General features: G+C 51.7%; 22 protein-coding genes. 14 read left to right on the top strand and 8 right to left on the bottom strand.

What is annotated here, in order from left to right; all coding sequences use genetic code 11:
* Nucleotides 1-109 precede the first annotated feature (109 nt).
* From prs to lolB, 3 genes are all read right to left on the bottom strand, one after another.
* Nucleotides 110-1,057, bottom strand: a complete 948-nt coding sequence (gene prs, locus HBM92_RS13415) for a ribose-phosphate diphosphokinase (protein ID WP_001298109.1) — start codon at nucleotides 1,055-1,057, stop codon at nucleotides 110-112.
* A 150-nt stretch (nucleotides 1,058-1,207) separates the two neighbouring features.
* The gene (gene ispE / locus HBM92_RS13410) at nucleotides 1,208-2,059 is read right to left on the bottom strand and encodes a 4-(cytidine 5'-diphospho)-2-C-methyl-D-erythritol kinase (RefSeq protein ID WP_001260345.1); all 852 of its coding nucleotides are present in this window, start codon (nucleotides 2,057-2,059) and stop codon (nucleotides 1,208-1,210) included.
* Nucleotides 2,059-2,682 (bottom strand): lipoprotein insertase outer membrane protein LolB, encoded by a 624-nt coding sequence (gene lolB / locus HBM92_RS13405; RefSeq protein WP_001130677.1) that lies wholly within the window; start codon nucleotides 2,680-2,682, stop codon nucleotides 2,059-2,061. Before lolB ends, ispE begins: the two co-directional genes overlap by 1 nt.
* 213 nt (nucleotides 2,683-2,895) lie before the next feature.
* Between lolB and hemA the strand changes: the two genes are divergently transcribed.
* From hemA to kdsA, 6 genes are read left to right on the top strand one after another with little or no spacing between them, the layout of a single operon-like run.
* Nucleotides 2,896-4,152, top strand: a complete 1,257-nt coding sequence (gene hemA / locus HBM92_RS13400) for a glutamyl-tRNA reductase (protein WP_000173201.1) — start codon at nucleotides 2,896-2,898, stop codon at nucleotides 4,150-4,152.
* Between the two features lie 41 nt (nucleotides 4,153-4,193).
* A complete protein-coding gene (prfA, locus tag HBM92_RS13395; protein ID WP_000804726.1) occupies nucleotides 4,194-5,276 on the top strand; it encodes a peptide chain release factor 1 in 1,083 nt (360 codons plus the stop codon).
* Nucleotides 5,276-6,109 (top strand): peptide chain release factor N(5)-glutamine methyltransferase, encoded by an 834-nt coding sequence (prmC, locus tag HBM92_RS13390; protein WP_000456474.1) that lies wholly within the window; start codon nucleotides 5,276-5,278, stop codon nucleotides 6,107-6,109. Before prfA ends, prmC begins: the two co-directional genes overlap by 1 nt.
* Entirely contained in the window at nucleotides 6,106-6,498 is a 393-nt protein-coding gene (gene sirB2 / locus HBM92_RS13385) for an invasion regulator SirB2 (RefSeq protein ID WP_000200375.1), read from the top strand. The genes prmC and sirB2 overlap by 4 nt, the downstream gene beginning before the upstream one ends.
* A gap of 3 nt (nucleotides 6,499-6,501) precedes the next feature.
* Nucleotides 6,502-7,311 carry an invasion regulator SirB1 gene (gene sirB1 / locus HBM92_RS13380; RefSeq protein ID WP_001257053.1) on the top strand — a complete coding sequence of 270 codons (810 nt, stop codon included), beginning with the start codon at nucleotides 6,502-6,504 and terminating at the stop codon, nucleotides 7,309-7,311.
* 35 nt (nucleotides 7,312-7,346) lie between these two features.
* A complete protein-coding gene (kdsA, locus tag HBM92_RS13375; protein ID WP_000811065.1) occupies nucleotides 7,347-8,201 on the top strand; it encodes a 3-deoxy-8-phosphooctulonate synthase in 855 nt (284 codons plus the stop codon).
* A 148-nt stretch (nucleotides 8,202-8,349) separates the two neighbouring features.
* Here the strand turns inward: kdsA and HBM92_RS13370 are convergent, their stop codons facing one another.
* Together HBM92_RS13370 and chaA are read right to left on the bottom strand one after the other, a co-directional pair.
* Nucleotides 8,350-8,457, bottom strand: coding sequence for a type I toxin-antitoxin system toxin Ldr family protein (locus HBM92_RS13370; protein ID WP_016265910.1), 108 nt, complete (start codon nucleotides 8,455-8,457; stop codon nucleotides 8,350-8,352).
* A 409-nt stretch (nucleotides 8,458-8,866) separates the two neighbouring features.
* Nucleotides 8,867-9,967 carry a sodium-potassium/proton antiporter ChaA gene (gene chaA, locus HBM92_RS13365; RefSeq protein ID WP_000063608.1) on the bottom strand — a complete coding sequence of 367 codons (1,101 nt, stop codon included), beginning with the start codon at nucleotides 9,965-9,967 and terminating at the stop codon, nucleotides 8,867-8,869.
* Between the two features lie 269 nt (nucleotides 9,968-10,236).
* On the opposite strand from chaA, the gene chaB reads away from it, so the two are divergent.
* Nucleotides 10,237-10,467, top strand: coding sequence for a putative cation transport regulator ChaB (chaB, locus tag HBM92_RS13360; protein WP_001146444.1), 231 nt, complete (start codon nucleotides 10,237-10,239; stop codon nucleotides 10,465-10,467).
* Between the two features lie 145 nt (nucleotides 10,468-10,612).
* Complete coding sequence (chaC, locus tag HBM92_RS13355) at nucleotides 10,613-11,308, top strand: glutathione-specific gamma-glutamylcyclotransferase (protein ID WP_000632706.1); 696 nt, start codon at nucleotides 10,613-10,615, stop codon at nucleotides 11,306-11,308.
* Between the two features lie 43 nt (nucleotides 11,309-11,351).
* Here chaC and ychN read toward each other — a convergent pair whose 3' ends face one another.
* Entirely contained in the window at nucleotides 11,352-11,705 is a 354-nt protein-coding gene (ychN, locus tag HBM92_RS13350) for a DsrE/F sulfur relay family protein YchN (RefSeq protein ID WP_001169659.1), read from the bottom strand.
* A gap of 184 nt (nucleotides 11,706-11,889) precedes the next feature.
* Between ychN and ychO the strand changes: the two genes are divergently transcribed.
* The gene (ychO, locus tag HBM92_RS13345) at nucleotides 11,890-13,284 is read left to right on the top strand and encodes an inverse autotransporter invasin YchO (protein ID WP_000086197.1); all 1,395 of its coding nucleotides are present in this window, start codon (nucleotides 11,890-11,892) and stop codon (nucleotides 13,282-13,284) included.
* Here the strand turns inward: ychO and narL are convergent, their stop codons facing one another.
* A complete protein-coding gene (gene narL, locus HBM92_RS13340) occupies nucleotides 13,285-13,935 on the bottom strand; it encodes a two-component system response regulator NarL (RefSeq protein ID WP_000070491.1) in 651 nt (216 codons plus the stop codon).
* Complete coding sequence (gene narX, locus HBM92_RS13335; RefSeq protein ID WP_000918039.1) at nucleotides 13,928-15,724, bottom strand: nitrate/nitrite two-component system sensor histidine kinase NarX; 1,797 nt, start codon at nucleotides 15,722-15,724, stop codon at nucleotides 13,928-13,930. The genes narL and narX overlap by 8 nt, the downstream gene beginning before the upstream one ends.
* 338 nt (nucleotides 15,725-16,062) lie before the next feature.
* Between narX and narK the strand changes: the two genes are divergently transcribed.
* The 5 genes from narK (at nucleotide 16,063) to narI (ending at nucleotide 24,509) form a co-directional block, all read left to right on the top strand.
* On the top strand, nucleotides 16,063-17,454 hold the full coding sequence (gene narK, locus HBM92_RS13330; RefSeq protein ID WP_001304428.1) for a nitrate transporter NarK: 1,392 nt from the start codon (nucleotides 16,063-16,065) through the stop codon (nucleotides 17,452-17,454).
* 392 nt (nucleotides 17,455-17,846) lie between these two features.
* Nucleotides 17,847-21,590: a nitrate reductase subunit alpha gene (locus HBM92_RS13325; RefSeq protein WP_000032955.1), complete on the top strand. Its 3,744-nt coding sequence runs from the start codon at nucleotides 17,847-17,849 to the stop codon at nucleotides 21,588-21,590.
* Nucleotides 21,587-23,125 carry a nitrate reductase subunit beta gene (narH, locus tag HBM92_RS13320; protein ID WP_000702647.1) on the top strand — a complete coding sequence of 513 codons (1,539 nt, stop codon included), beginning with the start codon at nucleotides 21,587-21,589 and terminating at the stop codon, nucleotides 23,123-23,125. Before HBM92_RS13325 ends, narH begins: the two co-directional genes overlap by 4 nt.
* The gene (narJ, locus tag HBM92_RS13315) at nucleotides 23,122-23,832 is read left to right on the top strand and encodes a nitrate reductase molybdenum cofactor assembly chaperone (protein WP_000571684.1); all 711 of its coding nucleotides are present in this window, start codon (nucleotides 23,122-23,124) and stop codon (nucleotides 23,830-23,832) included. Before narH ends, narJ begins: the two co-directional genes overlap by 4 nt.
* Complete coding sequence (gene narI / locus HBM92_RS13310) at nucleotides 23,832-24,509, top strand: respiratory nitrate reductase subunit gamma (protein WP_001160110.1); 678 nt, start codon at nucleotides 23,832-23,834, stop codon at nucleotides 24,507-24,509. Before narJ ends, narI begins: the two co-directional genes overlap by 1 nt.
* Nucleotides 24,510-24,573: the final 64 nt, after the last annotated feature.

Raw genomic sequence — 24,573 nt, 5'->3', positions numbered from 1 at the left:
GTGAGCGCATCATCTGTCAACTAAATGGCAGGTGAAGGAGGCATAGGTCATACAAATGGATATTACAGACAAAAAAACCCGCCGCAGCGGGTCTTTGAGCCGGGTTCGATTAGTGTTCGAACATGGCAGAGATCGATTCTTCGTTGCTGATACGACGAATCGCTTCGGCCAGCATACCTGACAGGGTCAGAGTACGCACGTTCGGCAGTGATTTGATTTCATCGCTCAGCGGAATGGTATCGCAGACAACGACTTCATCAATTACAGAGTTACGCAGGTTGTTCGCCGCGTTGCCAGAGAAGATCGGGTGAGTCGCGTACGCAAATACACGTTTAGCACCACGTTCTTTCAGAGCTTCAGCAGCTTTACACAGCGTACCGCCAGTGTCGATCATATCATCGACCAGTACGCAGTCACGACCTGCAACGTCACCGATGATATGCATCACCTGGGAAACGTTCGCACGCGGACGACGTTTGTCGATGATTGCCATATCGGTATCGTTCAGCAGCTTAGCGATAGCGCGGGCACGCACAACGCCGCCGATGTCCGGAGAAACCACAATTGGGTTATCCAGATTCAGCTGCAGCATGTCTTCCAGCAGGATCGGGCTACCAAATACGTTATCAACCGGAACGTCGAAGAAACCCTGAATCTGTTCAGCGTGCAGATCCACTGTCAGCACACGGTCAACACCGACGCTGGAGAGGAAGTCTGCAACCACTTTCGCAGTGATTGGTACACGAGCGGAACGGACGCGACGGTCCTGGCGCGCATAGCCAAAGTAGGGGATAACAGCGGTGATACGACCTGCGGAAGCACGACGCAGGGCATCAACCATAACGACTAATTCCATCAGGTTGTCGTTAGTAGGGGCACAAGTGGACTGGATGATGAAAATATCACCACCGCGTACATTTTCATTAATTTGTACACTGACTTCGCCGTCGCTAAAGCGACCTACAGCGGCGTCGCCGAGTGAAGTGTACAGGCGGTTGGCAATACGTTGTGCTAGTTCCGGGGTGGCGTTACCAGCAAAAAGCTTCATATCAGGCACGAGAAGAACCTCAGGCATGCGTCCATTGGTGGAAAGAATCTGCCGAAAACTGTGCGGGCCAGGCATGATTCTTTCCAGGCGGTGTATTAAAGAGCGCGATGCAACGTCTGGAACAAGGTGACGTTGTCACCGAAACTCAGCTTGCCCGGCTTAAAGCATGGCTCTGTGCAATGGGGAAAGATTAACGCCTTTCGCCACAAAGCCATTGAGCCATTCCGGGGCTTGCTCTAGCACCTGGCGGGCTTCAGACTCTGTATCAAATTCAGCAAAGACACAGGCCCCTGTCCCAGTCAGGCGCGACGGGGCGTATTCTAACAGCCAGGAAAGCACCGCATCAACCTCGCGAAAACGTTTTCTTGCGATAACCTCGCAATCATTGCTGAATTCACATTTTAGCAACGTTTCTATTGACCTTTTTGGCGTATTGCGCGGGAGTTCAGGATCTTTAAAAATCACCGGTGTTGGAATACTTACACCAGGGTGCGCCACCAGATACCACTTCTCTGGCGGATCCACCGGCATTAGTATTTCACCAACGCCTTCGGCAAACGCGGCATGACCACGAACAAAGACAGGAACATCTGCGCCCAGCGTCAGCCCCATTTCCGCCAGCTCATCCATGCTTAGCCCGCATTGCCAGAGATGATTTAACGCCACCAGAACCGTCGCGGCATTGGATGAACCACCGCCGAGACCGCCGCCCATCGGCAAACGCTTGTCAATGCTGATATTCGCACCGCTTCCCGTCGAAAGACGCCCGCTGTCTGCCGCAGTTTTCATCAACAACCTCGCTGCGCGAACGATCAGGTTATCTTCATGTTCCACGCCTTCAACGGGCGTTAACAGACGAATATCCCCATCGTCACGAAGCTCAATGCTGATGGTGTCGCCGTAATCAAGAAACTGAAACAGCGTTTGCAGCGTGTGGTAACCATCCGCACGCTGACCGGTAATGTATAAAAACAGATTAAGTTTTGCCGGAGAGGGCCACTGTGTCCGCATTATTTCACTATCCAGTTATCCATTTTTAACTTGATGCGTTGACCACCGTCGGTGAGTTCCATATTGGCTGGCATCGCAGGTTGAGTTTTTGTGTCATAACCACCGTAAACAACTTTCCAGTTTTTGCCATTCTGGCTGTAGGTGATTTCACTCAGGCGGTACTGGTCGTCAAGTTTGTAGTCAGTCGCATCACCCGGTAAACCTAAAATCCACTGGCGCAAGCTGTTGAGCGGAATTGGCATTCCGGTCAATTTGCCAATCATCTCTTCGGCGTCATCGGAGGTATAACGCTGACCTTTATTGTCGACTAACTGCACGTTACCCGGTTGAGCATTCAGCTCCAGTTCCGTGCTGCCCAATGGGTTAGTCAGCAGCAGACGGTAGCGATCCTGGCCAGTTTGCTGCCAGAAGAAACGGGCGTACACTTTTTGTTGGTCAGAAATATAAGCGAACGCGCCGCGAGTTTGATACTGATTAAGATTGCGCACGTCTTGCTGATGCTGACGCCATTGTGGCGAATCCGGGCTTTTGCCTGGGCCTTTGGGTGTGGTAATAGAACAGGCAGTGAGCACGAGGGCTGCTAGCGGTAGCAGGCGGATAAAGCGAAAATCGGGCAGGGGCATAATAATGACAAGTCCTTGAGATACGTTGCAGTTATAACCCTTAATGCTAGCGTTACCGTTAGCCATCGTCTATGTTCACGTTGTCTTAATTGCCAGAATCTAACGGCTTTCGGCAATTACTCCAAAAGGGGGCGCTCTCTTTTATTGATCTTACGCATCCTGTATGATGCAAGCAGACTAACCCTATCAACGTTGGTATTATTTCCCGCAGACATGACCCTTTTAGCACTCGGTATCAACCATAAAACGGCACCTGTATCGCTGCGAGAACGTGTATCGTTTTCGCCGGATAAGCTCGATCAGGCGCTTGACAGCCTGCTTGCGCAGCCGATGGTGCAGGGCGGTGTGGTGCTGTCGACGTGTAACCGCACAGAACTTTATCTCAGCGTTGAAGAACGGGATGACCTGCAAGAGGCGCTCATTCGCTGGTTGTGTGATTACCATAATCTCAACGAAGACGATCTGCGTAATAGCCTCTACTGGCATCAGGATAACGATGCGGTCAGTCATTTAATGCGCGTTGCCAGTGGGCTTGATTCTCTCGTCCTTGGCGAGCCGCAGATCCTCGGTCAGGTTAAAAAAGCGTTTGCCGATTCGCAAAAAGGTCATATGAAGGCCAGCGAACTGGAACGCATGTTCCAGAAATCTTTCTCTGTCGCGAAACGCGTTCGCACTGAAACAGATATCGGTGCCAGTGCTGTGTCTGTCGCTTTTGCGGCTTGTACGCTGGCGCGGCAGATCTTTGAATCGCTCTCTACGGTGACGGTACTGCTGGTTGGCGCGGGCGAAACCATCGAGCTGGTGGCGCGTCATCTGCGCGAACACAAAGTACAGAAGATGATTATCGCCAATCGCACTCGCGAACGTGCCCAAATTCTGGCAGATGAGGTTGGCGCGGAAGTGATTGCCCTGAGCGATATCGACGAACGTCTGCGCGAAGCCGATATCATCATCAGTTCCACCGCCAGCCCGTTGCCGATTATCGGTAAAGGCATGGTGGAGCGCGCATTAAAAAGCCGTCGCAATCAACCAATGCTGCTGGTGGATATTGCCGTTCCGCGCGATGTTGAGCCGGAAGTTGGTAAACTGGCGAATGCTTATCTTTATAGCGTTGACGATCTGCAAAGCATTATTTCGCACAACCTGGCGCAACGGAAAGCTGCTGCTGTGGAGGCGGAAACTATCGTCGCCCAGGAGGCCAGTGAATTTATGGCATGGCTTCGAGCACAAAGCGCCAGCGAAACTATTCGCGATTATCGTAGCCAGGCAGAGCAGGTTCGTGATGAGTTAACTGCTAAAGCGTTAGCGGCCCTTGAACAGGGCGGTGATGCGCAAACCATTATGCAGGATCTGGCATGGAAACTGACTAACCGCCTGATCCATGCACCAACAAAATCACTTCAACAGGCTGCCCGTGACGGGGATAACGAACGCCTGAATATTCTGCGCGACAGCCTCGGGCTGGAGTAGCAGTACATCATTTTCTTTTTTTACAGGGTGCATTTACGCCTATGAAGCCTTCTATCGTTGCCAAACTGGAAGCCCTGCATGAACGCCATGAAGAAGTTCAGGCGCTGCTGGGTGATGCGCAAACCATCGCTGACCAGGAACGTTTTCGCGCATTATCTCGTGAATATGCGCAGTTAAGTGATGTTTCGCGCTGTTTTACCGACTGGCAACAGGTTCAGGAAGATATCGAAACCGCACAGATGATGCTCGACGATCCTGAAATGCGTGAGATGGCGCAGGATGAACTGCGCGAAGCTAAAGAAAAAAGCGAGCAACTGGAACAGCAATTACAGGTTCTATTACTACCAAAAGATCCTGATGACGAACGTAACGCCTTCCTCGAAGTCCGTGCCGGAACCGGCGGCGACGAAGCGGCGCTGTTCGCTGGCGATCTGTTCCGTATGTACAGCCGTTACGCCGAAGCCCGCCGCTGGCGTGTAGAAATCATGAGCGCCAGCGAGGGTGAACATGGTGGTTATAAAGAGATCATCGCCAAAATTAGCGGTGACGGTGTATATGGTCGTTTGAAATTCGAATCTGGCGGTCATCGCGTGCAGCGTGTTCCTGCTACGGAATCGCAGGGTCGTATTCATACTTCTGCTTGTACCGTTGCGGTAATGCCAGAACTGCCTGATGCAGAACTGCCGGACATCAACCCAGCAGATTTGCGCATTGATACTTTCCGCTCGTCAGGGGCGGGTGGTCAGCACGTTAACACCACCGATTCGGCAATTCGTATTACTCACTTGCCGACCGGGATTGTTGTTGAATGTCAGGACGAACGTTCACAACATAAAAACAAAGCTAAAGCACTTTCTGTACTCGGTGCTCGCATCCACGCTGCTGAAATGGCAAAACGGCAACAGGCCGAAGCGTCTACCCGTCGTAACCTGCTGGGGAGTGGCGATCGCAGCGACCGTAACCGTACTTACAACTTCCCGCAGGGGCGCGTTACCGATCACCGCATCAACCTGACGCTCTACCGCCTGGATGAAGTGATGGAAGGTAAGCTGGATATGCTGATTGAACCGATTATCCAGGAACATCAGGCCGACCAACTGGCGGCGTTGTCCGAGCAGGAATAATGGAATATCAACACTGGTTACGTGAAGCAATAAGCCAACTTCAGGCGAGCGAAAGCCCGCGGCGTGATGCTGAAATCCTGCTGGAGCATGTTACCGGCAGAGGGCGTACTTTTATTCTCGCCTTTGGTGAAACGCAGCTGACTGACGAACAATGTCAGCAACTTGATGCGCTACTGACGCGTCGTCGCGATGGTGAACCCATTGCTCATTTAACCGGGGTGCGAGAATTCTGGTCGTTGCCGTTATTTGTTTCGCCAGCGACCTTAATTCCGCGCCCGGATACGGAGTGTCTGGTGGAGCAGGCACTGGCGCGGTTGCCTGAACAACCTTGCCGTATTCTCGATCTCGGGACGGGTACCGGGGCGATTGCGCTGGCGCTGGCCAGCGAGCGTCCGGACTGCGAAATTACCGCTGTAGATCGTATGCCAGATGCTGTCTCTCTGGCGCAACGTAATGCCCAGCATCTGGCTATCAAAAATATCCACATTCTGCAAAGCGACTGGTTTAGCGCGCTAGCCGGGCAGCAGTTTGCGATGATTGTCAGCAATCCGCCGTATATTGACGAGCAGGACCCACATCTTCAACAAGGCGATGTCCGCTTTGAGCCGCTCACTGCGCTGGTTGCGGCAGACAGTGGAATGGCAGACATCGTGCATATCATCGAACAGTCGCGTAACGCGCTGGTATCCGGCGGCTTTCTGCTTCTGGAGCATGGCTGGCAGCAGGGTGAAGCGGTGCGACAGGCATTTATCTTCGCGGGGTATCATGACGTCGAAACCTGCCGTGACTATGGGGATAACGAGCGCGTAACGCTCGGCCGCTATTATCAATGACAAGTTTTTCTACGTTGCTTAGCGTTCATCTCATTAGTATCGCGCTTTCTGTTGGGCTATTGACCTTACGTTTCTGGCTACGTTATCAGAAGCATCCACAGGCATTTGCTCGCTGGACGCGCATTGTGCCGCCGGTTGTCGATACGCTGTTATTGTTAAGCGGCATTGCGTTGATGGCTAAAGCGCACATCCAGCCATTTTCCGGGCAGGCACAGTGGCTGACTGAAAAGCTGTTTGGAGTTATCATTTATATCGTTTTGGGTTTTATTGCACTCGATTATCGTCGTATGCACAGTCAGCAGGCGCGCATTATTGCCTTCCCGCTGGCGTTGGTGGTGCTGTACATCATCATTAAACTCGCCACCACAAAAGTACCGTTACTGGGGTAAGTCATGAGATCGTTAGCTGATTTCGAATTTAATAAAGCGCCATTGTGCGAAGGCATGATCCTGGCTTGCGAAGCAATCCGCCGCGATTTTCCCTCGCAAGATGTTTACGACGAACTGGAGCGTCTCGTTAGTCTGGCGAAGGAAGAAATTAGCCAGCTTCTGCCATTAGAAGAGCAGCTAGAAAAATTAATCGCGCTGTTTTACGGCGAATGGGGGTTTAAAGCCTCACGCGGCGTTTATCGTCTTTCCGATGCATTATGGCTGGACCAGGTGTTAAAGAATCGACAGGGCAGTGCGGTATCATTAGGTGCGGTTTTATTATGGGTCGCGAATCGTCTCGATTTGCCGCTGCTGCCGGTGATTTTCCCTACGCAGCTGATATTGCGCATTGAATGTCCGGATGGCGAAATTTGGCTGATTAATCCTTTTAACGGTGAATCGTTAAGCGAACATATGCTGGATGTGTGGTTAAAGGGAAATATCAGCCCGTCGGCGGAACTGTTTTATGAAGACCTTGATGAAGCTGATAACATTGAGGTAATCCGCAAATTGCTGGATACACTCAAAGCTTCGTTGATAGAAGAAAATCAGATGGAGCTGGCGTTACGCACCAGCGAAGCTTTATTACAATTCAACCCGGAAGATCCCTATGAAATTCGCGATCGCGGGTTGATTTATGCGCAACTGGATTGCGAACACGTTGCGTTGAACGATTTAAGTTATTTCGTTGAACAGTGTCCGGAAGACCCGATCAGCGAAATGATCCGTGCGCAAATAAATAACATCGCGCATAAACATATTGTGCTGCATTAATTAATCGACATTTTACTCAAGATTAAGGCGATCCTATGAAACAAAAAGTGGTTAGCATTGGTGACATCAACGTAGCAAATGACCTGCCGTTCGTACTGTTTGGCGGTATGAACGTGTTGGAATCTCGCGATCTGGCGATGCGCATTTGCGAGCACTACGTAACCGTGACCCAGAAACTGGGTATCCCTTACGTGTTCAAAGCCTCTTTTGACAAAGCCAACCGCTCCTCCATCCACTCTTATCGTGGACCGGGCCTGGAAGAAGGGATGAAAATCTTCCAGGAGTTGAAGCAGACTTTTGGCGTGAAAATTATCACCGACGTTCACGAACCAAGCCAGGCACAGCCCGTTGCTGATGTTGTAGATGTGATTCAGTTGCCGGCGTTTCTTGCTCGCCAGACTGACCTGGTTGAAGCCATGGCGAAAACCGGTGCGGTAATTAACGTCAAGAAACCGCAGTTTGTCAGCCCGGGACAGATGGGTAATATCGTTGATAAATTCAAAGAAGGCGGCAACGAAAAAGTGATTCTTTGCGATCGCGGTGCTAACTTCGGCTATGACAACCTGGTTGTTGATATGCTGGGCTTCAGCATCATGAAGAAAGTGTCTGGTAATTCGCCGGTGATTTTCGACGTTACCCACGCACTGCAATGTCGCGATCCATTTGGCGCAGCTTCCGGCGGTCGCCGTGCTCAGGTGGCTGAGCTGGCAAGAGCCGGTATGGCGGTAGGTCTGGCGGGGCTGTTTATTGAAGCGCATCCGGATCCGGAACATGCGAAATGTGATGGTCCATCCGCGCTGCCGCTGGCTAAACTGGAACCGTTCCTCAAGCAAATGAAAGCGATTGATGATCTGGTGAAAGGTTTCGAAGAACTGGATACCAGCAAGTAATCTTTTTTGCCTGAAAAATAAAGTCTTAGCGTTCTGCGTTAAGACTTTTTTCATGGGTGCCGGATACAAAAAAGGCCGCAGGCTGTTACCCCTGCGGCCGGTTTCGGGCGCATATTGCCATCACGGCAGCCTGACGCCCGTTTTCACCTTACTTCCGGCTACGCCACCAGCCAACAATCGCTGCGGTAATAATTCCCGCAAGGATCGGTGCTGCCAGGTCGTGCCAGAAAATCACGGCAAACTGCGCGAGCGTCATATAGCCGCCTTTTTGTTGTAATGACAACATTTTGCGGCTATTCTTGAATTGTTGATGGTTCAAGATTAGCCCCCGTTCTGTTGTCAGGTTTGACCTCTCAACGTGCGGGGGTTTTCTCTTTCCAGCAACCAATGCCGCCAGGGATAAAGCCCCCACAACATTGCGCCTCACCGGATAACGCCGGCTTGGTGTCGATACTACGTCTCAATTTATATTCACTTCATCCCTGAAATGTGCGCAATGCTGTACGCGTTCCGGCTTTTCATCAGCTGTTGCAGTGGTTTCGTGCAGGTTGTGGTACAGGCTCGCAAATCTGATTAACAATCTGTTCAGGTAGTATGAAGAAATACTATAAGCAGATAATTTTTATTATCTCCTCCGATTTCCGCCATCGGAGGAGATATAAATGTCAGGCAAATATTGTCATTAAATAAGCTGCAAACAGTGCCAGATGCGCCGCGCCATTGAGCACGTTAGTTCGTCCGGTGGAGAAGGAGATATGGCACAGTACTAAAGAGGCCACCATCACCACCATTTCTGGCGCACCAAGTGCAAACTGCAATTCGTTACCCGTCATAAAGGCAATTAGCGTGACGACAGGTACGGTAAGCGAAATGGTTGCCAACACTGAACCAAAGAACAGATTCATCGCGCGCTGGACCTGGTTATTCAACACTGCTTTTAACGCACCTAAACCTTCCGGCGACAGAATCAACAGAGCCACCAGGAAGCCAGTAAAGGCGACAGGCGCATTCATGCTGTCGAGCAATGTCTCCAGCGGGCTGGCGTTCATTTTGGTGACTGCAATAACGGCAATCAGATGGACAATCAACCAGATGGCATGCCACAGGCTGCTATGGGCAGACGGTTTACCGTGGTGCGGGTCGTCATCATCACTGTCATCTTCGTGCTCGTAGACAAACAAACTTTGATGTGTTTTGGTCTGGATCAGCAAAAATACGCCATACATTGCCGCAGAAATTAATGCTACCAGTAACGCCTGACCTGTTGAAAAATTCGCCGCAGGCAGAGCCATTGGAAATACCAGTACGATTATCGCCAGGGGGAACAGCGCAATTAAATACTGCTTGATACCAAACAGATTCATATATTGGGTGGCAAACTTACGTCCGCCCAACAATAATGAAAAGCCAACCAGCCCACCTGTAACAATCATAATGATTGAATAGAGCGTATCACGCATTAGCGTTGGCGCGGCGTCGCCGGTTGCCATTAAAGCTGAAATCAAACTGACTTCAAGAATAACCACTGAAAGGCTAAGAATAAGCGAACCGTAAGGTTCTCCCAGGCGATGGGCTAATACGTCCGCATGACGGACAACACTAAAGGCGCTACTTAAAATACCAATAAGCGCAAGAAGATTGATGGCAATGACCACTGGTAGTGTCTGGCTGCTTCCCCACAGGAACAGCACTACCAGCGCCAGAACCGGGAAAATAAGCGAAGTCTCCTTGTGGCGGGTTTTTACCGCCTCTTGAGCATTTGACATTATGGTTATCCCTTTGCAGATGAATTTATCGAAAATGTAAAAAATAGGTAGGAAAAATAACAGAAAGTGTCTGGATATCGGTAACATTTTACGAATTTTTACCCCGCTGTCGATTTTTTACTCATTTGGGCATAAAAATAAGTAATACGTTTAGACAATGTTTGTTTTAGCACTTCTTAAGAAGAGTCTGACATGAAAATTCTTATGTTTTGGCAAGAGTAGATATTGTTGACCACACTTAATGTTCAACTTTGTAAAAGGAGTCAACGATGCCGTATAAAACGAAAAGCGATCTGCCGGAAAGCGTAAAGCACGTGCTTCCGTCTCATGCCCAGGATATCTATAAAGAAGCGTTCAACAGCGCATGGGATCAATATAAAGATAAAGAAGATCGGCGTGATGACGCCAGTCGCGAAGAAACAGCGCATAAAGTGGCCTGGGCTGCTGTGAAGCATGAATATGCCAAAGGGGATGATGATAAATGGCATAAAAAATCGTAAAACCGGTAGCTTAGTTAAAGCTATTCGTTGCAAGTGGTCCGTGGATTGCATATTGTCCCGTTAGTGGTTTCAAAATGAGCAGTAAAAATGTCCGGAAGACACCAAAAAGTTGTCGCAGGGAAGTATGCAGTGGCGGAGGTGTAAGGTGATAACGCGTGATTTCTTGATGAATGCCGATTGTAAAACGGCATTTGGTGCCATTGAAGAATCACTCTTATGGTCAGCAGAACAACGGGCGGCTTCGCTGGCGGCGACGCTGGCTTGTCGACCTGATGAGGGACCGGTGTGGATCTTCGGTTATGGATCGTTGATGTGGAATCCGGCACTGGAGTTTACCGAGTCGTGCACCGGTACACTGGTTGGATGGCATCGCGCGTTTTGCCTGCGCCTGACCGCCGGGCGCGGGACTGCGCACCAGCCGGGACGAATGCTTGCACTGAAAGAGGGCGGACGCACCACAGGCGTCGCCTATCGACTGCCAGAAGAGACGCTGGAGCAGGAACTAACCCTGCTGTGGAAGCGCGAGATGATTACCGGCTGTTATCTGCCAACCTGGTGTCAGCTTGATCTTGATGATGGACGCACAGTAAACGCCATTGTGTTTATTATGGACCCGCGACATCCAGAATATGAATCTGACACTCGCGCTCAGGTCATAGCGCCGTTGATTGCGGCGGCGAGCGGTCCGCTGGGAACCAATGCACAATACCTGTTTTCACTGGAACAGGAGCTTATCAAACTGGGAATGCAGGACGATGGGCTGAATGAATTGCTGGTATCGGTAAAAAAACTGCTGGCGGAGAATTATCCGGATGGTGTGTTACGGCCGGGATTCGCCTGAGTAAACTTTCCTCATAGTGGGGCGTCAGACGCCCCCTCAAACATTAAAATGTGAGCACTTTATCGGCTGACAGCGTCCATTGCGCCAGTTCAACAAGAGTACCGATTTCCACCCCATCAATCAGAGGAAGTGTACTAATCCCGCGCCCGTCGGTACAGGTTTTGCACAATTTCACCGGTACATTCTGAGCGGTAAGGATCTCCAGCATTTGCTGAATGTTGTAGCCTTCCCCTGGTTTTTGCCCGCGCAACCCGGCTGTTACCGCATCAGACATCAGGAACAGACGCAGATCCAGATTGTTCTCCTGCTCTCGTAACGCAATGGCCAGCCGCAAGCTGTTAAACAAGGATTCGCTCCCGTAAGGTGCGCCATTGGCAACGATCACGATTTTTTGCATTATTTACTCCTGTATTCAGGGAATTAGACACTCATCTTCTATCTTACTGCTTCTGCAGCGTCTGACCAATCGGTCACATTTTTAAGGATTTTCCTGAAAGCGCGAGAAAATACGACAAAAGGTGCCAGTAATCGTTATTCTTTAAGGCTATGGTTTTTCATTTTTACCGGAAGTTACCGACGTTTTGAGCCGTTTCGTTCCTCGCATTATTCCGTTTTATTTACTCTTGCTGGCGGCAGGCGGTACAGCTAACGCACAATCTACCTTCGAGCAAAAAGCGGCAAATCCCTTTGATAATAACAATGATGGTCTGCCGGATTTAGGCATGGCACCTGAAAATCATGATGGGGAAAAACACTTTGCTGAAATTGTGAAAGATTTCGGCGAAACCAGTATGAATGATAACGGGCTGGATACTGGCGAGCAGGCAAAAGCTTTCGCATTGGGAAAGGTCCGCGACGCGCTTAGTCAACAGGTTAATCAGCACGTAGAGTCCTGGCTATCACCGTGGGGAAATGCCAGTGTTGACGTCAAAGTGGATAACGAAGGACATTTCACCGGCAGTCGTGGAAGCTGGTTTGTGCCGTTACAAGATAATGATCGTTATCTCACCTGGAGCCAGCTTAGTCTTACTCAGCAGGATGATGGGCTGGTGAGCAATGTGGGCGTTGGGCAACGCTGGGCGCGCGGCAGCTGGCTGGTGGGTTATAACACTTTTTATGACAACTTGCTGGACGAAAATCTTCAGCGAGCGGGCTTTGGCGCTGAAGCGTGGGGCGAATATTTGCGACTATCGGCAAACTTTTATCAGCCGTTTGCTGCATGGCATGAACAGACAGCCACGCAGGAACAACGGATGGCGCGCGGGTACGACCTGACAGCCCGGATGCGCATGCCGTTCTATCAACACCTCAATACCAGTGTCAGCGTAGAACAGTATTTTGGTGATCGTGTCGATTTGTTTAACTCTGGTACGGGTTATCACAATCCCGTCGCGTTGAGTCTGGGATTAAATTACACCCCTGTGCCCTTAGTCACTGTGACGGCCCAGCATAAACAGGGTGAAAGTGGCGAGAATCAAAATAACCTCGGGCTGAATCTTAACTACCGCTTTGGTGTACCGCTCAAAAAACAACTTTCTGCGGGCGAGGTTGCCGAAAGTCAGTCGTTACGTGGTAGTCGCTATGACAATCCGCAGCGAAATAATCTTCCGACTCTTGAGTACCGACAGCGAAAAACGTTGACGGTGTTTCTGGCGACACCGCCGTGGGATCTAAAACCTGGCGAAACAGTGCCGCTGAAATTACAAATCCGCAGTCGTTACGGTATTCGGCAACTGATTTGGCAGGGCGATACGCAGATATTAAGTTTGACGCCGGGCGCACAAGCCAACAGTGAGGAGGGCTGGACGCTGATCATGCCTGACTGGCAAAACGGGGAAGGCGCAAGCAATCACTGGCGATTGTCAGTGGTGGTGGAAGATAACCAGGGGCAGCGTGTCTCCTCCAATGAGATCACGCTAACGCTTGTCGAACCGTTCGACGCATTGTCAAACGACGAACTGCGCTGGGAACCGTAATCAGAAAATGCGCTCCTGATGCACCCATACCGCAGCTTCCACGCGAGACTTTAGCTTCATTTTCTTCAGCATGTGCTTGACGTGAACTTTTACTGTGCTTTCGGTGATGTCCAGGCGGCGGGCAATCATCTTGTTCGGCAAACCCTGGGCAATTAGCTTGAGAATATCGCGCTCGCGTGGGGTTAACTGGTTAACATCGCGCTCAGTAGTGGCACGGTTAGCGCGCAAGCTGGCGGCCAGAACAGGCGTTAATGCTTCGCTTAATACCATTTCGCCAGCAGCTGCCTGATGTAACGCTTTCAGCAGATCTTCCGGTTCCATATCTTTTAACAGATAGCCATCCGCGCCGCGTTTCAGTGCGGTGACCACATCTTCTTCATGGTTAGAGACGCTGAATACCACAATGCGCCCGGAGAGGGACTTTTCGCGCAGTTTATCCAGCGTTTCCAGACCGTTCATGCCGGGCATATTGAGATCTAACAGGATCAGATCGGGATCAAGAGACTCCGCCAGTTCAATACCCTGTTCGCCATTACTCGCTTCGCCAACCACGGTGATATCTGGTGCCATACTGATAAGCTGTTTTACGCCAGTTCGCAACATCGGGTGATCGTCGATCAGCAGGATAGTAGCCGGTTCCTGATTACTCATGGGTATCTCCTTGGACGTCTGTGAAAGTTTTTTCGGGAATAAAGGTGACCACCACTTCGGTGCCACCTGATTCACGACGGCGGACGCGGCAATCGCCTCGTAAACTTTGCGCACGGTCGCGCATTATTATCATGCCGTAGTGATTGCTGCGGATGGCATTTTCAGGCACGCCGCAGCCGTTATCCTGGACGGTCAGTTTGACCTGATTATCGTTTTGCGCCACCGTCACCACGACCTCACTCGCTTGCGAATGTTTGAGGGCGTTACTTAATGCCTCACGGGCAATTTGCAACAAGTGGATTGCCTGATGCGAAGGCACCAGACGAGGCGGCAATTGATAATCCAGCTTCACCGGGAAGCCAAATTTGGCGCTGTACTCTTCGCAACTCGCCTCCAGCGCCGGACGTAATCCAGGCTCGGTGAGCTGCAAACGGAATGTGGTGAGCAATTCACGCAACTGCACCCAGGATGCATTCAGTTCGTTACGGATCTGACTTAACAGTTCGCGGCTGCTTTCTGGCAGCGCATCGCCCTGCATCTGTAAGCAACTCACCTGCATCTTCATGCAAGAGAGAGATTGGGCAATAGAATCATGCAGTTCGCGCGCAATGGTGGCACGCTCTTCCATCACGATCAACTGTTGCTGACGTTCCTGATGGCGATCCAGCGCCAGCGTGGCGGTGAGTTGTTCAACCAGGGTATCCACCAGTTGTTGTTGATCATGGCTAAGATGACGCCCCTGCGGCAGGGTCGCCAGCAAAATACCGTACTGCGTATGAGTGTCAGCCAGCCGCCACTTCAGGGTTGTGCCGCGATCGCCAACGGGTAATACGCCGCGCGGGCAGAGCTGGCAGCCTTTATCATCACAAGTCATATCTGGCTGGCAGGTAAACTCCTGATGATTCTCTTCATCATCAGTGTCATACACCCGCAGTTCGATATCACGTAGCAGGGTTAAATTCTGTAATCCGTTGAGTACAGGTGACAGGCGTTCACACAGCGGGGCGCGGGAATGCAAACGGCGGTTAGCCTGCCATAAAAAAGAGAGGATCTGATTTTTATGCTCCAGCCCGGCGGTTTTCTCCTGAACCCGCTGCTCAAGTACGGCATAACTTTCGGCCAGTTCTGCAGACATATTGTTCAACGCAGTTCCAAGCATCGCCATTTCGTTGCGCCCGCTGATGTTTGCGCGTTGGGTAAAATCGCGATGGCTGACGGCACTCGCCATTGCCAGCAGTTGCCGCCACGGTTGTAGCAATCTCGCCCGCAACCAGATAATAGTGAATACCAGTAAAAGTGCCATAAATACCGCCATTACCCGATGGACCAGCACCACTGTCTCAATGCGCATTTCCGTGGTGCGATCAAAACCAGATACCAGCTGATCAAGCCCGGCAACAAACTGGCTGACATCCGCTGACACCGTTTCGCGGTTTTGTGCACGTATCAGTGCAGGGATCAGTTCATTACGCCAGTAATCTTGTAAACCCTGTAATTGCGCCAGTTGCCCGTCTCGTTCTGCTGCTCGAGTCAACTCGGCGCTAAATGCTGTTTGTTCCATCTCTTTAATTAAGGGCTTGTCTTTCTCGCTTAATGGCACTGCTGCCAACAGACGGTAACTTTGCATGCGCAGCGATCCCGCTTTGTTGATCGCATGGGCGCTGCCCTGAACGCCTTGCACCAGCCAGCCAGAAACCGCCATCCCTGCCAGTCCAATAGCAGTAGAAAGCAACACAATAAGCGCAACCTGATTAACCAGGGTGAGCGGAGAGAGACAACGTTTAAGCATGTAAACCTCTTCCTTCAGGCTTTAAATGAGCAATAACCTTAATGAATGTGACGATACATTCTGGAATGGCAGTATTCTCGGCTATTGGCTGAAGTATACCCATACCCGGAAAGAGTTACTCCTTATTTGCCGTGTGGTTAGTCGCTTTACATCGGTAAGGGTAGGGATTTTACAGTACCGTGAAAAATCTCATAATTTTTATGAAATCACTGTACTCACTATGGATAATGATAAATATCAATGATAGATAAAGTTATCTTATCGTTTGATTTACATCAAATTGCCTTTAGCTACAGACACTAAGGTGGCAGACATCGAAACGAGTATCAGAGGTGTCTATGAGTCACTCATCCGCCCCCGAAAGGGCTACTGGAGCTGTCATTACAGATTGGCGACCGGAAGATCCTGCGTTCTGGCAACAACGCGGTCAACGTATTGCCAGCCGCAACCTGTGGATTTCCGTTCCCTGTCTGCTGCTGGCGTTTTGCGTATGGATGTTGTTCAGCGCTGTTGCGGTGAACTTACCGAAAGTCGGTTTTAATTTTACGACCGATCAGCTATTTATGTTGACTGCGCTGCCTTCGGTTTCTGGCGCGTTATTACGTGTTCCATACTCCTTTATGGTTCCTATCTTCGGTGGTCGTCGCTGGACGGCGTTCAGCACCGGTATTCTGATTATTCCTTGCGTCTGGCTGGGTTTTGCCGTGCAGGATACCTCCACGCCTTATAGCGTCTTCATCATCATTTCTCTGCTGTGCGGCTTTGCTGGCGCGAACTTCGCATCCAGTATGGCAAACATCAGCTTCTTCTTTCCGAAACAGAAGCAGGGTGGCGCGCTGGGTCTGAATGGGGGTCTGGGCAACATGGGCGTCAGCGTCATGCAGTTGGTTGCTCCGCTGGTGGTATCACTGTCGATTTTCGCAGTATTTGGTAGCCAGGGCGTCAAACAGCCGGATGGGACTGAGCTGTATCTGGCGAATGCGTCCTGGATATGGGTGCCGTTACTTGCCATCTTCACCATTGCGGCGTGGTTTGGCATGAACGATCTTGCCACCTCGAAAGCCTCCATCAAGGAGCAGTTGCCGGTACTCAAACGGGGTCATCTGTGGATTATGAGCCTGCTGTATCTGGCAACCTTCGGCTCCTTCATCGGCTTCTCCGCGGGCTTTGCGATGCTGTCAAAAACGCAGTTCCCGGATGTTCAGATTCTGCAATACGCTTTCTTCGGGCCGTTTATTGGTGCGCTGGCGCGTTCTGCAGGTGGTGCATTATCTGACCGTCTGGGCGGAACTCGTGTCACGCTGGTGAACTTTATCCTGATGGCGATTTTCAGCGGCCTGCTGTTCCTGACCTTACCGACTGACGGACAGGGCGGAAGCTTCATGGCGTTCTTCGCAGTCTTCCTGGCGCTGTTCCTGACCGCTGGGCTGGGTAGTGGTTCCACTTTCCAGATGATTTCCGTGATCTTCCGTAAACTGACAATGGATCGCGTGAAAGCAGAAGGGGGTTCTGACGAACGTGCGATGCGTGAAGCGGCAACCGACACGGCAGCGGCGCTGGGTTTCATCTCTGCGATTGGCGCGATTGGTGGCTTCTTTATCCCGAAAGCGTTTGGTAGCTCGCTGGCATTAACGGGTTCGCCAGTCGGCGCAATGAAAGTATTTTTGATTTTCTATATCGCCTGCGTGGTGATTACCTGGGCGGTATATGGTCGGCATTCTAAAAAATAAATCGTAATATTTGATTATCCTTTGCGCGGCATGATGTCGCGCTTTTTTTATGCGTCATTTAGTTACAACATACTAATGTTGTATGGCTTATTTCGCTGGATTTCATTAAGAGTCATTAATATGTTACCCATGGGGAATACTCCTTAATACCCATCTGCATAAAAATCTTAATGGTTTAAATAACTACAGGTGTAAAACGTCTTAATTTACAGTCTGTTATGCTATAAATGTTAATTATCCTAAAGGGGTATTCCAGGAATTTACTTTATTTTTCATCCCCATCACTCTTGATCGTTATCAATTCCCACGCTGTTTCAGAGCGTTACCTTGCCCTTAAACATTAGCAATGTCGATTTATCAGAGGGCCGACAGGCTCCCACAGGAGAAAACCGATGAGTAAATTCCTGGACCGGTTTCGCTACTTCAAACAGAAGGGTGAAACCTTTGCCGATGGGCATGGCCAGCTTCTCAATACCAACCGTGACTGGGAGGATGGATATCGCCAGCGTTGGCAGCATGACAAAATCGTCCGCTCTACCCACGGGGTAAACTGCACCGGCTCCTGCAGCTGGAAAATCTACGTCAAAAACGGTCTGGTCACCTGGGAAACCCAGCAGACTGACTATCCGCGTACTCGCCCGGACCTGCCAAACCATGAACCTCGCGGCTGCCCGCGCGGTGCCAGCTACTCCTGGTATCTATACAGCGCTAACCGCCTGAAATACCCGATGATGCGCAAACGCCTGATGAAAATGTGGCGTGAAGCGAAGGCGCTGCATAGCGATCCGGTTGAGGCATGGGCTTCTATCATTGAAGACGCCGATAAAGCGAAAAGCTTTAAGCAGGCGCGTGGACGCGGTGGTTTTGTTCGTTCTTCCTGGCAGGAAGTGAACGAACTGATCGCCGCATCTAACGTTTACACCATCAAAAATTACGGCCCGGACCGTGTCGCTGGCTTCTCGCCAATTCCGGCAATGTCGATGGTTTCTTACGCATCGGGTGCGCGCTATCTCTCGCTGATTGGCGGTACTTGCTTAAGCTTCTACGACTGGTACTGCGACCTGCCTCCTGCGTCTCCGCAAACCTGGGGTGAGCAAACTGACGTACCGGAATCTGCTGACTGGTACAACTCCAGCTACATCATCGCCTGGGGTTCAAACGTGCCGCAGACGCGTACCCCGGATGCTCACTTCTTTACTGAAGTGCGTTACAAAGGAACCAAAACTGTTGCCGTCACACCAGACTACGCTGAAATCGCCAAACTGTGCGATCTGTGGCTGGCACCGAAACAGGGCACCGATGCGGCAATGGCGCTGGCAATGGGTCACGTAATGCTGCGTGAATTCCACCTCGACAACCCAAGCCAGTATTTCACCGACTATGTGCGCCGCTACACCGACATGCCGATGCTGGTGATGCTGGAAGAGCGCGACGGTTACTACGCTGCGGGTCGTATGCTGCGCGCTGCTGATCTGGTGGATGCACTGGGCCAGGAAAACAATCCGGAATGGAAAACTGTCGCCTTTAATACCAATGGTGAAATGGTTGCGCCGAACGGTTCTATTGGCTTCCGCTGGGGCGAGAAGGGCAAATGGAATCTTGAGCAGCGCGACGGCAAAACTGGCGAAGAAACCGAGCTGCAACTGAGCCTGCTGGGTAGCCAGGATGAGATCGCTGAGGTGGGCTTCCCGTACTTTGGTGGCGATGGCACGGAACACTTCAACAAAGTGGAACTGGAAAACGTGCTGCTGCATAAGCTGCCGGTGAAACGCCTGCAACTGGCTGATGGCAGCACCGCCCTGGTGACCACCGTTTATGATCTGACGCTGGCAAACTACGGTCTGGAACGTGGCCTGAACGACGTTAACTGTGCAACCAGCTATGACGATGTGAAAGCTTACACCCCTGCCTGGGCAGAGCAGATTACCGGCGTTTCTCGCAGCCAGATTATTCGCATCGCCCGTGAATTTGCCGATAACGCTGATAAAACGCACGGTCGTTCGATGATTATCGTCGGCGCTGGGCTGAACCACTGGTATCACCTGGACATGAACTATCGTGGTCTGATCAACATGCTGATTTTCTGCGGCTGTGTCGGTCAGAGCGGCGGTGGCTGGGCGCACTATGTAGGTCAGGAAAAACTGCGTCCGCAAACCGGCTGGCAGCCGCTGGCGTTTGCCCTCGACTGGCAGCGTCCGGCGCGTCACATGAACAGTACCTCTTATTTCTATAACCACTCCAGCCAGTGGCGTTATGAAACCGTGACTGCGGAAGAACTGCTGTCGCCGATGGCGGATAAATCTCGCTATACCGGACACTTGATCGACTTTAACGTCCGTGCAGAACGCATGGGCTGGCTGCCGTCTGCGCCGCAGTTAGGCACTAACCCGCTGACTATCGCTCGCGAAGCAGAAAAAGCCGGGATGAATCCGGTGGACTATACGGTGAAATCCCTGAAAGAGGGTTCTATCCGTTTCGCTGCGGAACAGCCGGAAAACGGTAAAAACCACCCGCGTAACCTGTTCATCTGGCGTTCTAACCTGCTCGGTTCTTCCGGTAAAGGTCATGAGTTTATGCTCAAGTACCTGCTGGGGACGGAGCACGGTATCCAGGGCAAAGACCTGGGTCAGCAGGGCGGCGTGAAGCCGGAAGAAGTGGACTGGCAGGACAACGGTCTGGAAGGCAAGCTGGATCTGGTGGTGACGCTGGACTTCCGTCTGTCGAGCACCTGTCTCTATTCCGACATCATTTTGCCGACGGCGACCTGGTACGAAAAAGACGACATGAATACTTCGGATATGCATCCGTTTATTCACCCGCTGTCTGCGGCGGTCGATCCGGCCTGGGAAGCGAAAAGCGACTGGGAAATCTACAAAGCCATCGCGAAGAAATTCTCCGAAGTGTGCGTTGGTCATCTGGGTAAAGAAACTGACATCGTCACGCTGCCTATCCAGCACGACTCTGCCGCTGAACTGGCGCAACCGCTGGATGTGAAAGACTGGAAAAAAGGCGAATGCGACCTGATCCCAGGTAAAACTGCACCGCACATTATGGTCGTAGAGCGCGATTATCCAGCAACTTACGAACGCTTTACCTCTATCGGCCCGCTGATGGAGAAAATCGGTAACGGCGGTAAAGGGATTGCCTGGAACACCCAGAGCGAGATGGATCTCCTGCGTAAGCTCAACTACACCAAAGCGGAAGGTCCGGCAAAAGGCCAGCCGATGCTCAATACCGCAATTGATGCGGCAGAGATGATCCTGACGCTGGCACCGGAAACCAATGGTCAGGTAGCTGTAAAAGCCTGGGCTGCCCTGAGCGAGTTTACCGGCCGTGACCATACGCATCTGGCGCTGAATAAAGAAGACGAGAAGATTCGCTTCCGCGATATTCAGGCACAGCCGCGCAAAATCATCTCCAGCCCGACATGGTCTGGCCTTGAAGATGAACACGTTTCTTACAACGCCGGTTACACCAACGTTCACGAGCTGATCCCGTGGCGTACGCTCTCTGGCCGTCAGCAGCTGTATCAGGATCACCAATGGATGCGTGATTTCGGTGAAAGCCTGCTGGTTTATCGTCCGCCGATCGACACCCGTTCGGTGAAAGAAGTGATGGGCCAGAAATCCAATGGCAACCCGGAAAAAGCGCTCAACTTCCTGACGCCACACCAGAAGTGGGGTATCCACTCCACCTACAGCGACAACCTGCTGATGCTGACTTTAGGTCGCGGTGGTCCGGTGGTCTGGCTGAGTGAAGCCGATGCCAAAGAGCTGGGTATCGCCGATAACGACTGGATTGAAGTCTTCAACAGCAACGGTGCACTGACTGCCCGTGCGGTTGTCAGCCAGCGTGTTCCGGCAGGGATGACCATGATGTACCACGCGCAGGAACGTATCGTTAACCTGCCTGGTTCGGAAATTACCCAACAGCGTGGTGGTATCCATAACTCGGTCACCCGTATCACGCCGAAACCGACGCATATGATCGGCGGCTATGCCCATCTGGCATATGGCTTTAACTACTACGGCACCGTAGGTTCTAACCGCGATGAGTTTGTTGTAGTGCGTAAGATGAAGAACATTGACTGGTTAGATGGCGAAGGCAATGACCAGGTACAGGAGAGCGTAAAATGAAAATTCGTTCACAAGTCGGCATGGTGCTGAATCTCGATAAGTGCATCGGCTGCCACACCTGTTCAGTGACCTGTAAAAACGTCTGGACCAGCCGTGAAGGCGTGGAATACGCGTGGTTCAACAACGTGGAAACCAAGCCGGGCCAGGGCTTCCCGACTGACTGGGAAAACCAGGAAAAATACAAAGGCGGCTGGATCCGTAAAATCAACGGCAAACTGCAGCCGCGCATGGGTAACCGTGCCATGCTGCTGGGTAAAATCTTCGCTAACCCGCATCTGCCGGGGATCGACGATTATTACGAGCCGTTCGATTTTGATTATCAGAACCTGCATACCGCGCCGGAAGGCAGCAAATCACAGCCGATTGCCCGTCCGCGTTCACTGATTACCGGCGAACGGATGGCGAAAATCGAAAAAGGGCCGAACTGGGAAGATGACCTGGGCGGTGAGTTTGACAAGCTGGCGAAAGACAAGAACTTCGACAACATCCAGAAGGCGATGTATAGCCAGTTCGAAAACACCTTCATGATGTATTTGCCGCGCCTGTGCGAACACTGTCTGAACCCGGCATGTGTGGCGACCTGCCCGAGCGGTGCGATTTACAAGCGTGAAGAAGATGGCATCGTCCTGATCGACCAGGATAAATGCCGTGGCTGGCGTATGTGCATCACCGGATGCCCGTACAAAAAAATCTACTTCAACTGGAAGAGCGGTAAGTCTGAGAAGTGCATCTTCTGCTATCCGCGTATTGAAGCCGGCCAGCCGACAATATGTTCAGAAACCTGTGTCGGTCGTATCCGTTATCTTGGCGTGCTGCTGTACGATGCCGACGCGATTGAACGTGCGGCAAGTACCGAGAACGAGAAAGATCTCTACCAGCGTCAGCTGGATGTGTTCCTCGATCCGAACGATCCGAAAGTCATCGAGCAGGCGATTAAAGACGGTATTCCGCTGAGCGTTATTGAGGCTGCGCAGCAGTCGCCAGTTTATAAAATGGCGATGGAATGGAAACTGGCGCTGCCGCTGCATCCGGAATATCGCACACTGCCGATGGTCTGGTACGTGCCGCCTCTGTCGCCGATTCAGTCTGCGGCAGACGCGGGTGAACTGGGCAGCAACGGCATTCTGCCAGACGTCGAAAGCCTGCGTATTCCGGTACAGTATCTGGCGAATCTGCTGACCGCCGGTGATACCAAACCGGTACTGCGCGCGCTGAAACGTATGCTGGCGATGCGTCATTACAAACGTGCTGAAACCGTTGACGGTAAAGTCGATACCCGTGCGCTGGAAGAGGTCGGTCTGACCGAAGCCCAGGCACAGGAGATGTATCGTTATCTGGCTATTGCCAACTACGAAGATCGCTTTGTGGTGCCGAGCAGTCATCGTGAACTGGCGCGGGAAGCCTTCCCGGAGAAAAATGGCTGCGGCTTTACCTTTGGTGATGGCTGCCACGGTTCAGATACCAAATTCAATCTGTTCAACAGCCGCCGTATCGATGCCATCGATGTAACCAGCAAAACGGAGCCGCACCCATGATCGAACTCGTGATTGTATCGCGTCTCCTTGAATATCCGGATGCTGCCTTATGGCAGCATCAACAAGAGATGTTTGAGGCGATTGCCGCGTCGAAAAATCTGCCAAAAGAGGATGCCCATGCGCTGGGCATTTTCCTGCGCGATTTAACGACGATGGATCCGCTCGATGCCCAGGCGCAGTACAGCGAACTGTTCGACCGTGGCCGCGCCACGTCACTGTTGCTATTTGAACATGTTCACGGTGAATCCCGTGACCGCGGCCAGGCGATGGTGGATCTGCTGGCGCAGTACGAGCAGCACGGCTTGCAGTTAAACAGCCGCGAATTGCCCGACCATCTGCCGCTGTATCTGGAGTACCTGGCGCAGCTGCCGCAAAGCGAAGCCGTGGAGGGTTTGAAAGATATTGCGCCGATTCTGGCATTGCTGAGCGCGCGTCTGCAACAGCGTGAAAGCCGTTATGCCGTGCTGTTTGATCTGCTGCTGAAACTGGCGAATACCGCAATCGACAGCGACAAAGTGGCGGAAAAAATTGCCGATGAAGCGCGCGACGATACGCCGCAGGCGCTGGATGCAGTCTGGGAAGAAGAGCAGGTTAAATTCTTTGCTGAAAAAGGCTGCGGTGATTCAGCAATCACTGCTCATCAGCGTCGCTTTGCCGGTGCCGTCGCGCCGCAATATCTGAATATCACCACCGGAGGACAGCACTAATGCAATTCCTGAATATGTTCTTCTTTGATATCTACCCGTACATAGCCGGGGCGGTCTTCCTGATTGGTAGCTGGCTGCGTTATGACTACGGGCAGTACACATGGCGTGCGGCGTCCAGCCAGATGCTGGATCGCAAAGGGATGAATCTGGCGTCGAACCTGTTCCATATCGGTATTCTGGGGATTTTTGTCGGTCACTTCTTCGGTATGCTGACGCCGCACTGGATGTATGAAGCCTGGCTGCCGATTGAAGTAAAACAGAAAATGGCGATGTTTGCTGGTGGTGCCAGCGGCGTACTGTGTCTGATTGGCGGCGTGCTGTTGTTGAAACGTCGTCTGTTCAGCCCACGCGTGCGTGCAACGACTACCGGAGCGGATATCCTGATCCTGTCGCTGCTCGTTATCCAGTGCGCGCTGGGCCTGCTGACCATTCCGTTCTCCGCCCAGCATATGGACGGTAGCGAGATGATGAAACTGGTTGGCTGGGCGCAGTCGGTAGTGACCTTCCACGGTGGCGCTTCTCAACATCTTGATGGCGTGGCGTTTATCTTCCGTCTGCACCTGGTGTTGGGGATGACGTTATTCCTGCTGTTCCCGTTCTCGCGTCTGGTACACATCTGGAGCGTCCCGGTGGAGTATCTGACGCGTAAGTATCAGCTGGTGCGCGCCCGTCACTAATTATCTAAACCAAACATCGGTGGTTACACACTGCCGATTTTTCGGATTGTAGGGAAACGTACTT

The organism is Escherichia sp. E.sYA108 (assembly GCF_011754335.1).
Classification (GTDB): domain Bacteria; phylum Pseudomonadota; class Gammaproteobacteria; order Enterobacterales; family Enterobacteriaceae; genus Escherichia; species Escherichia coli.
The sequence above is the reverse complement of the archived record's forward strand: the minus strand, read 5'-3'. Positions and strand labels throughout refer to the sequence as shown.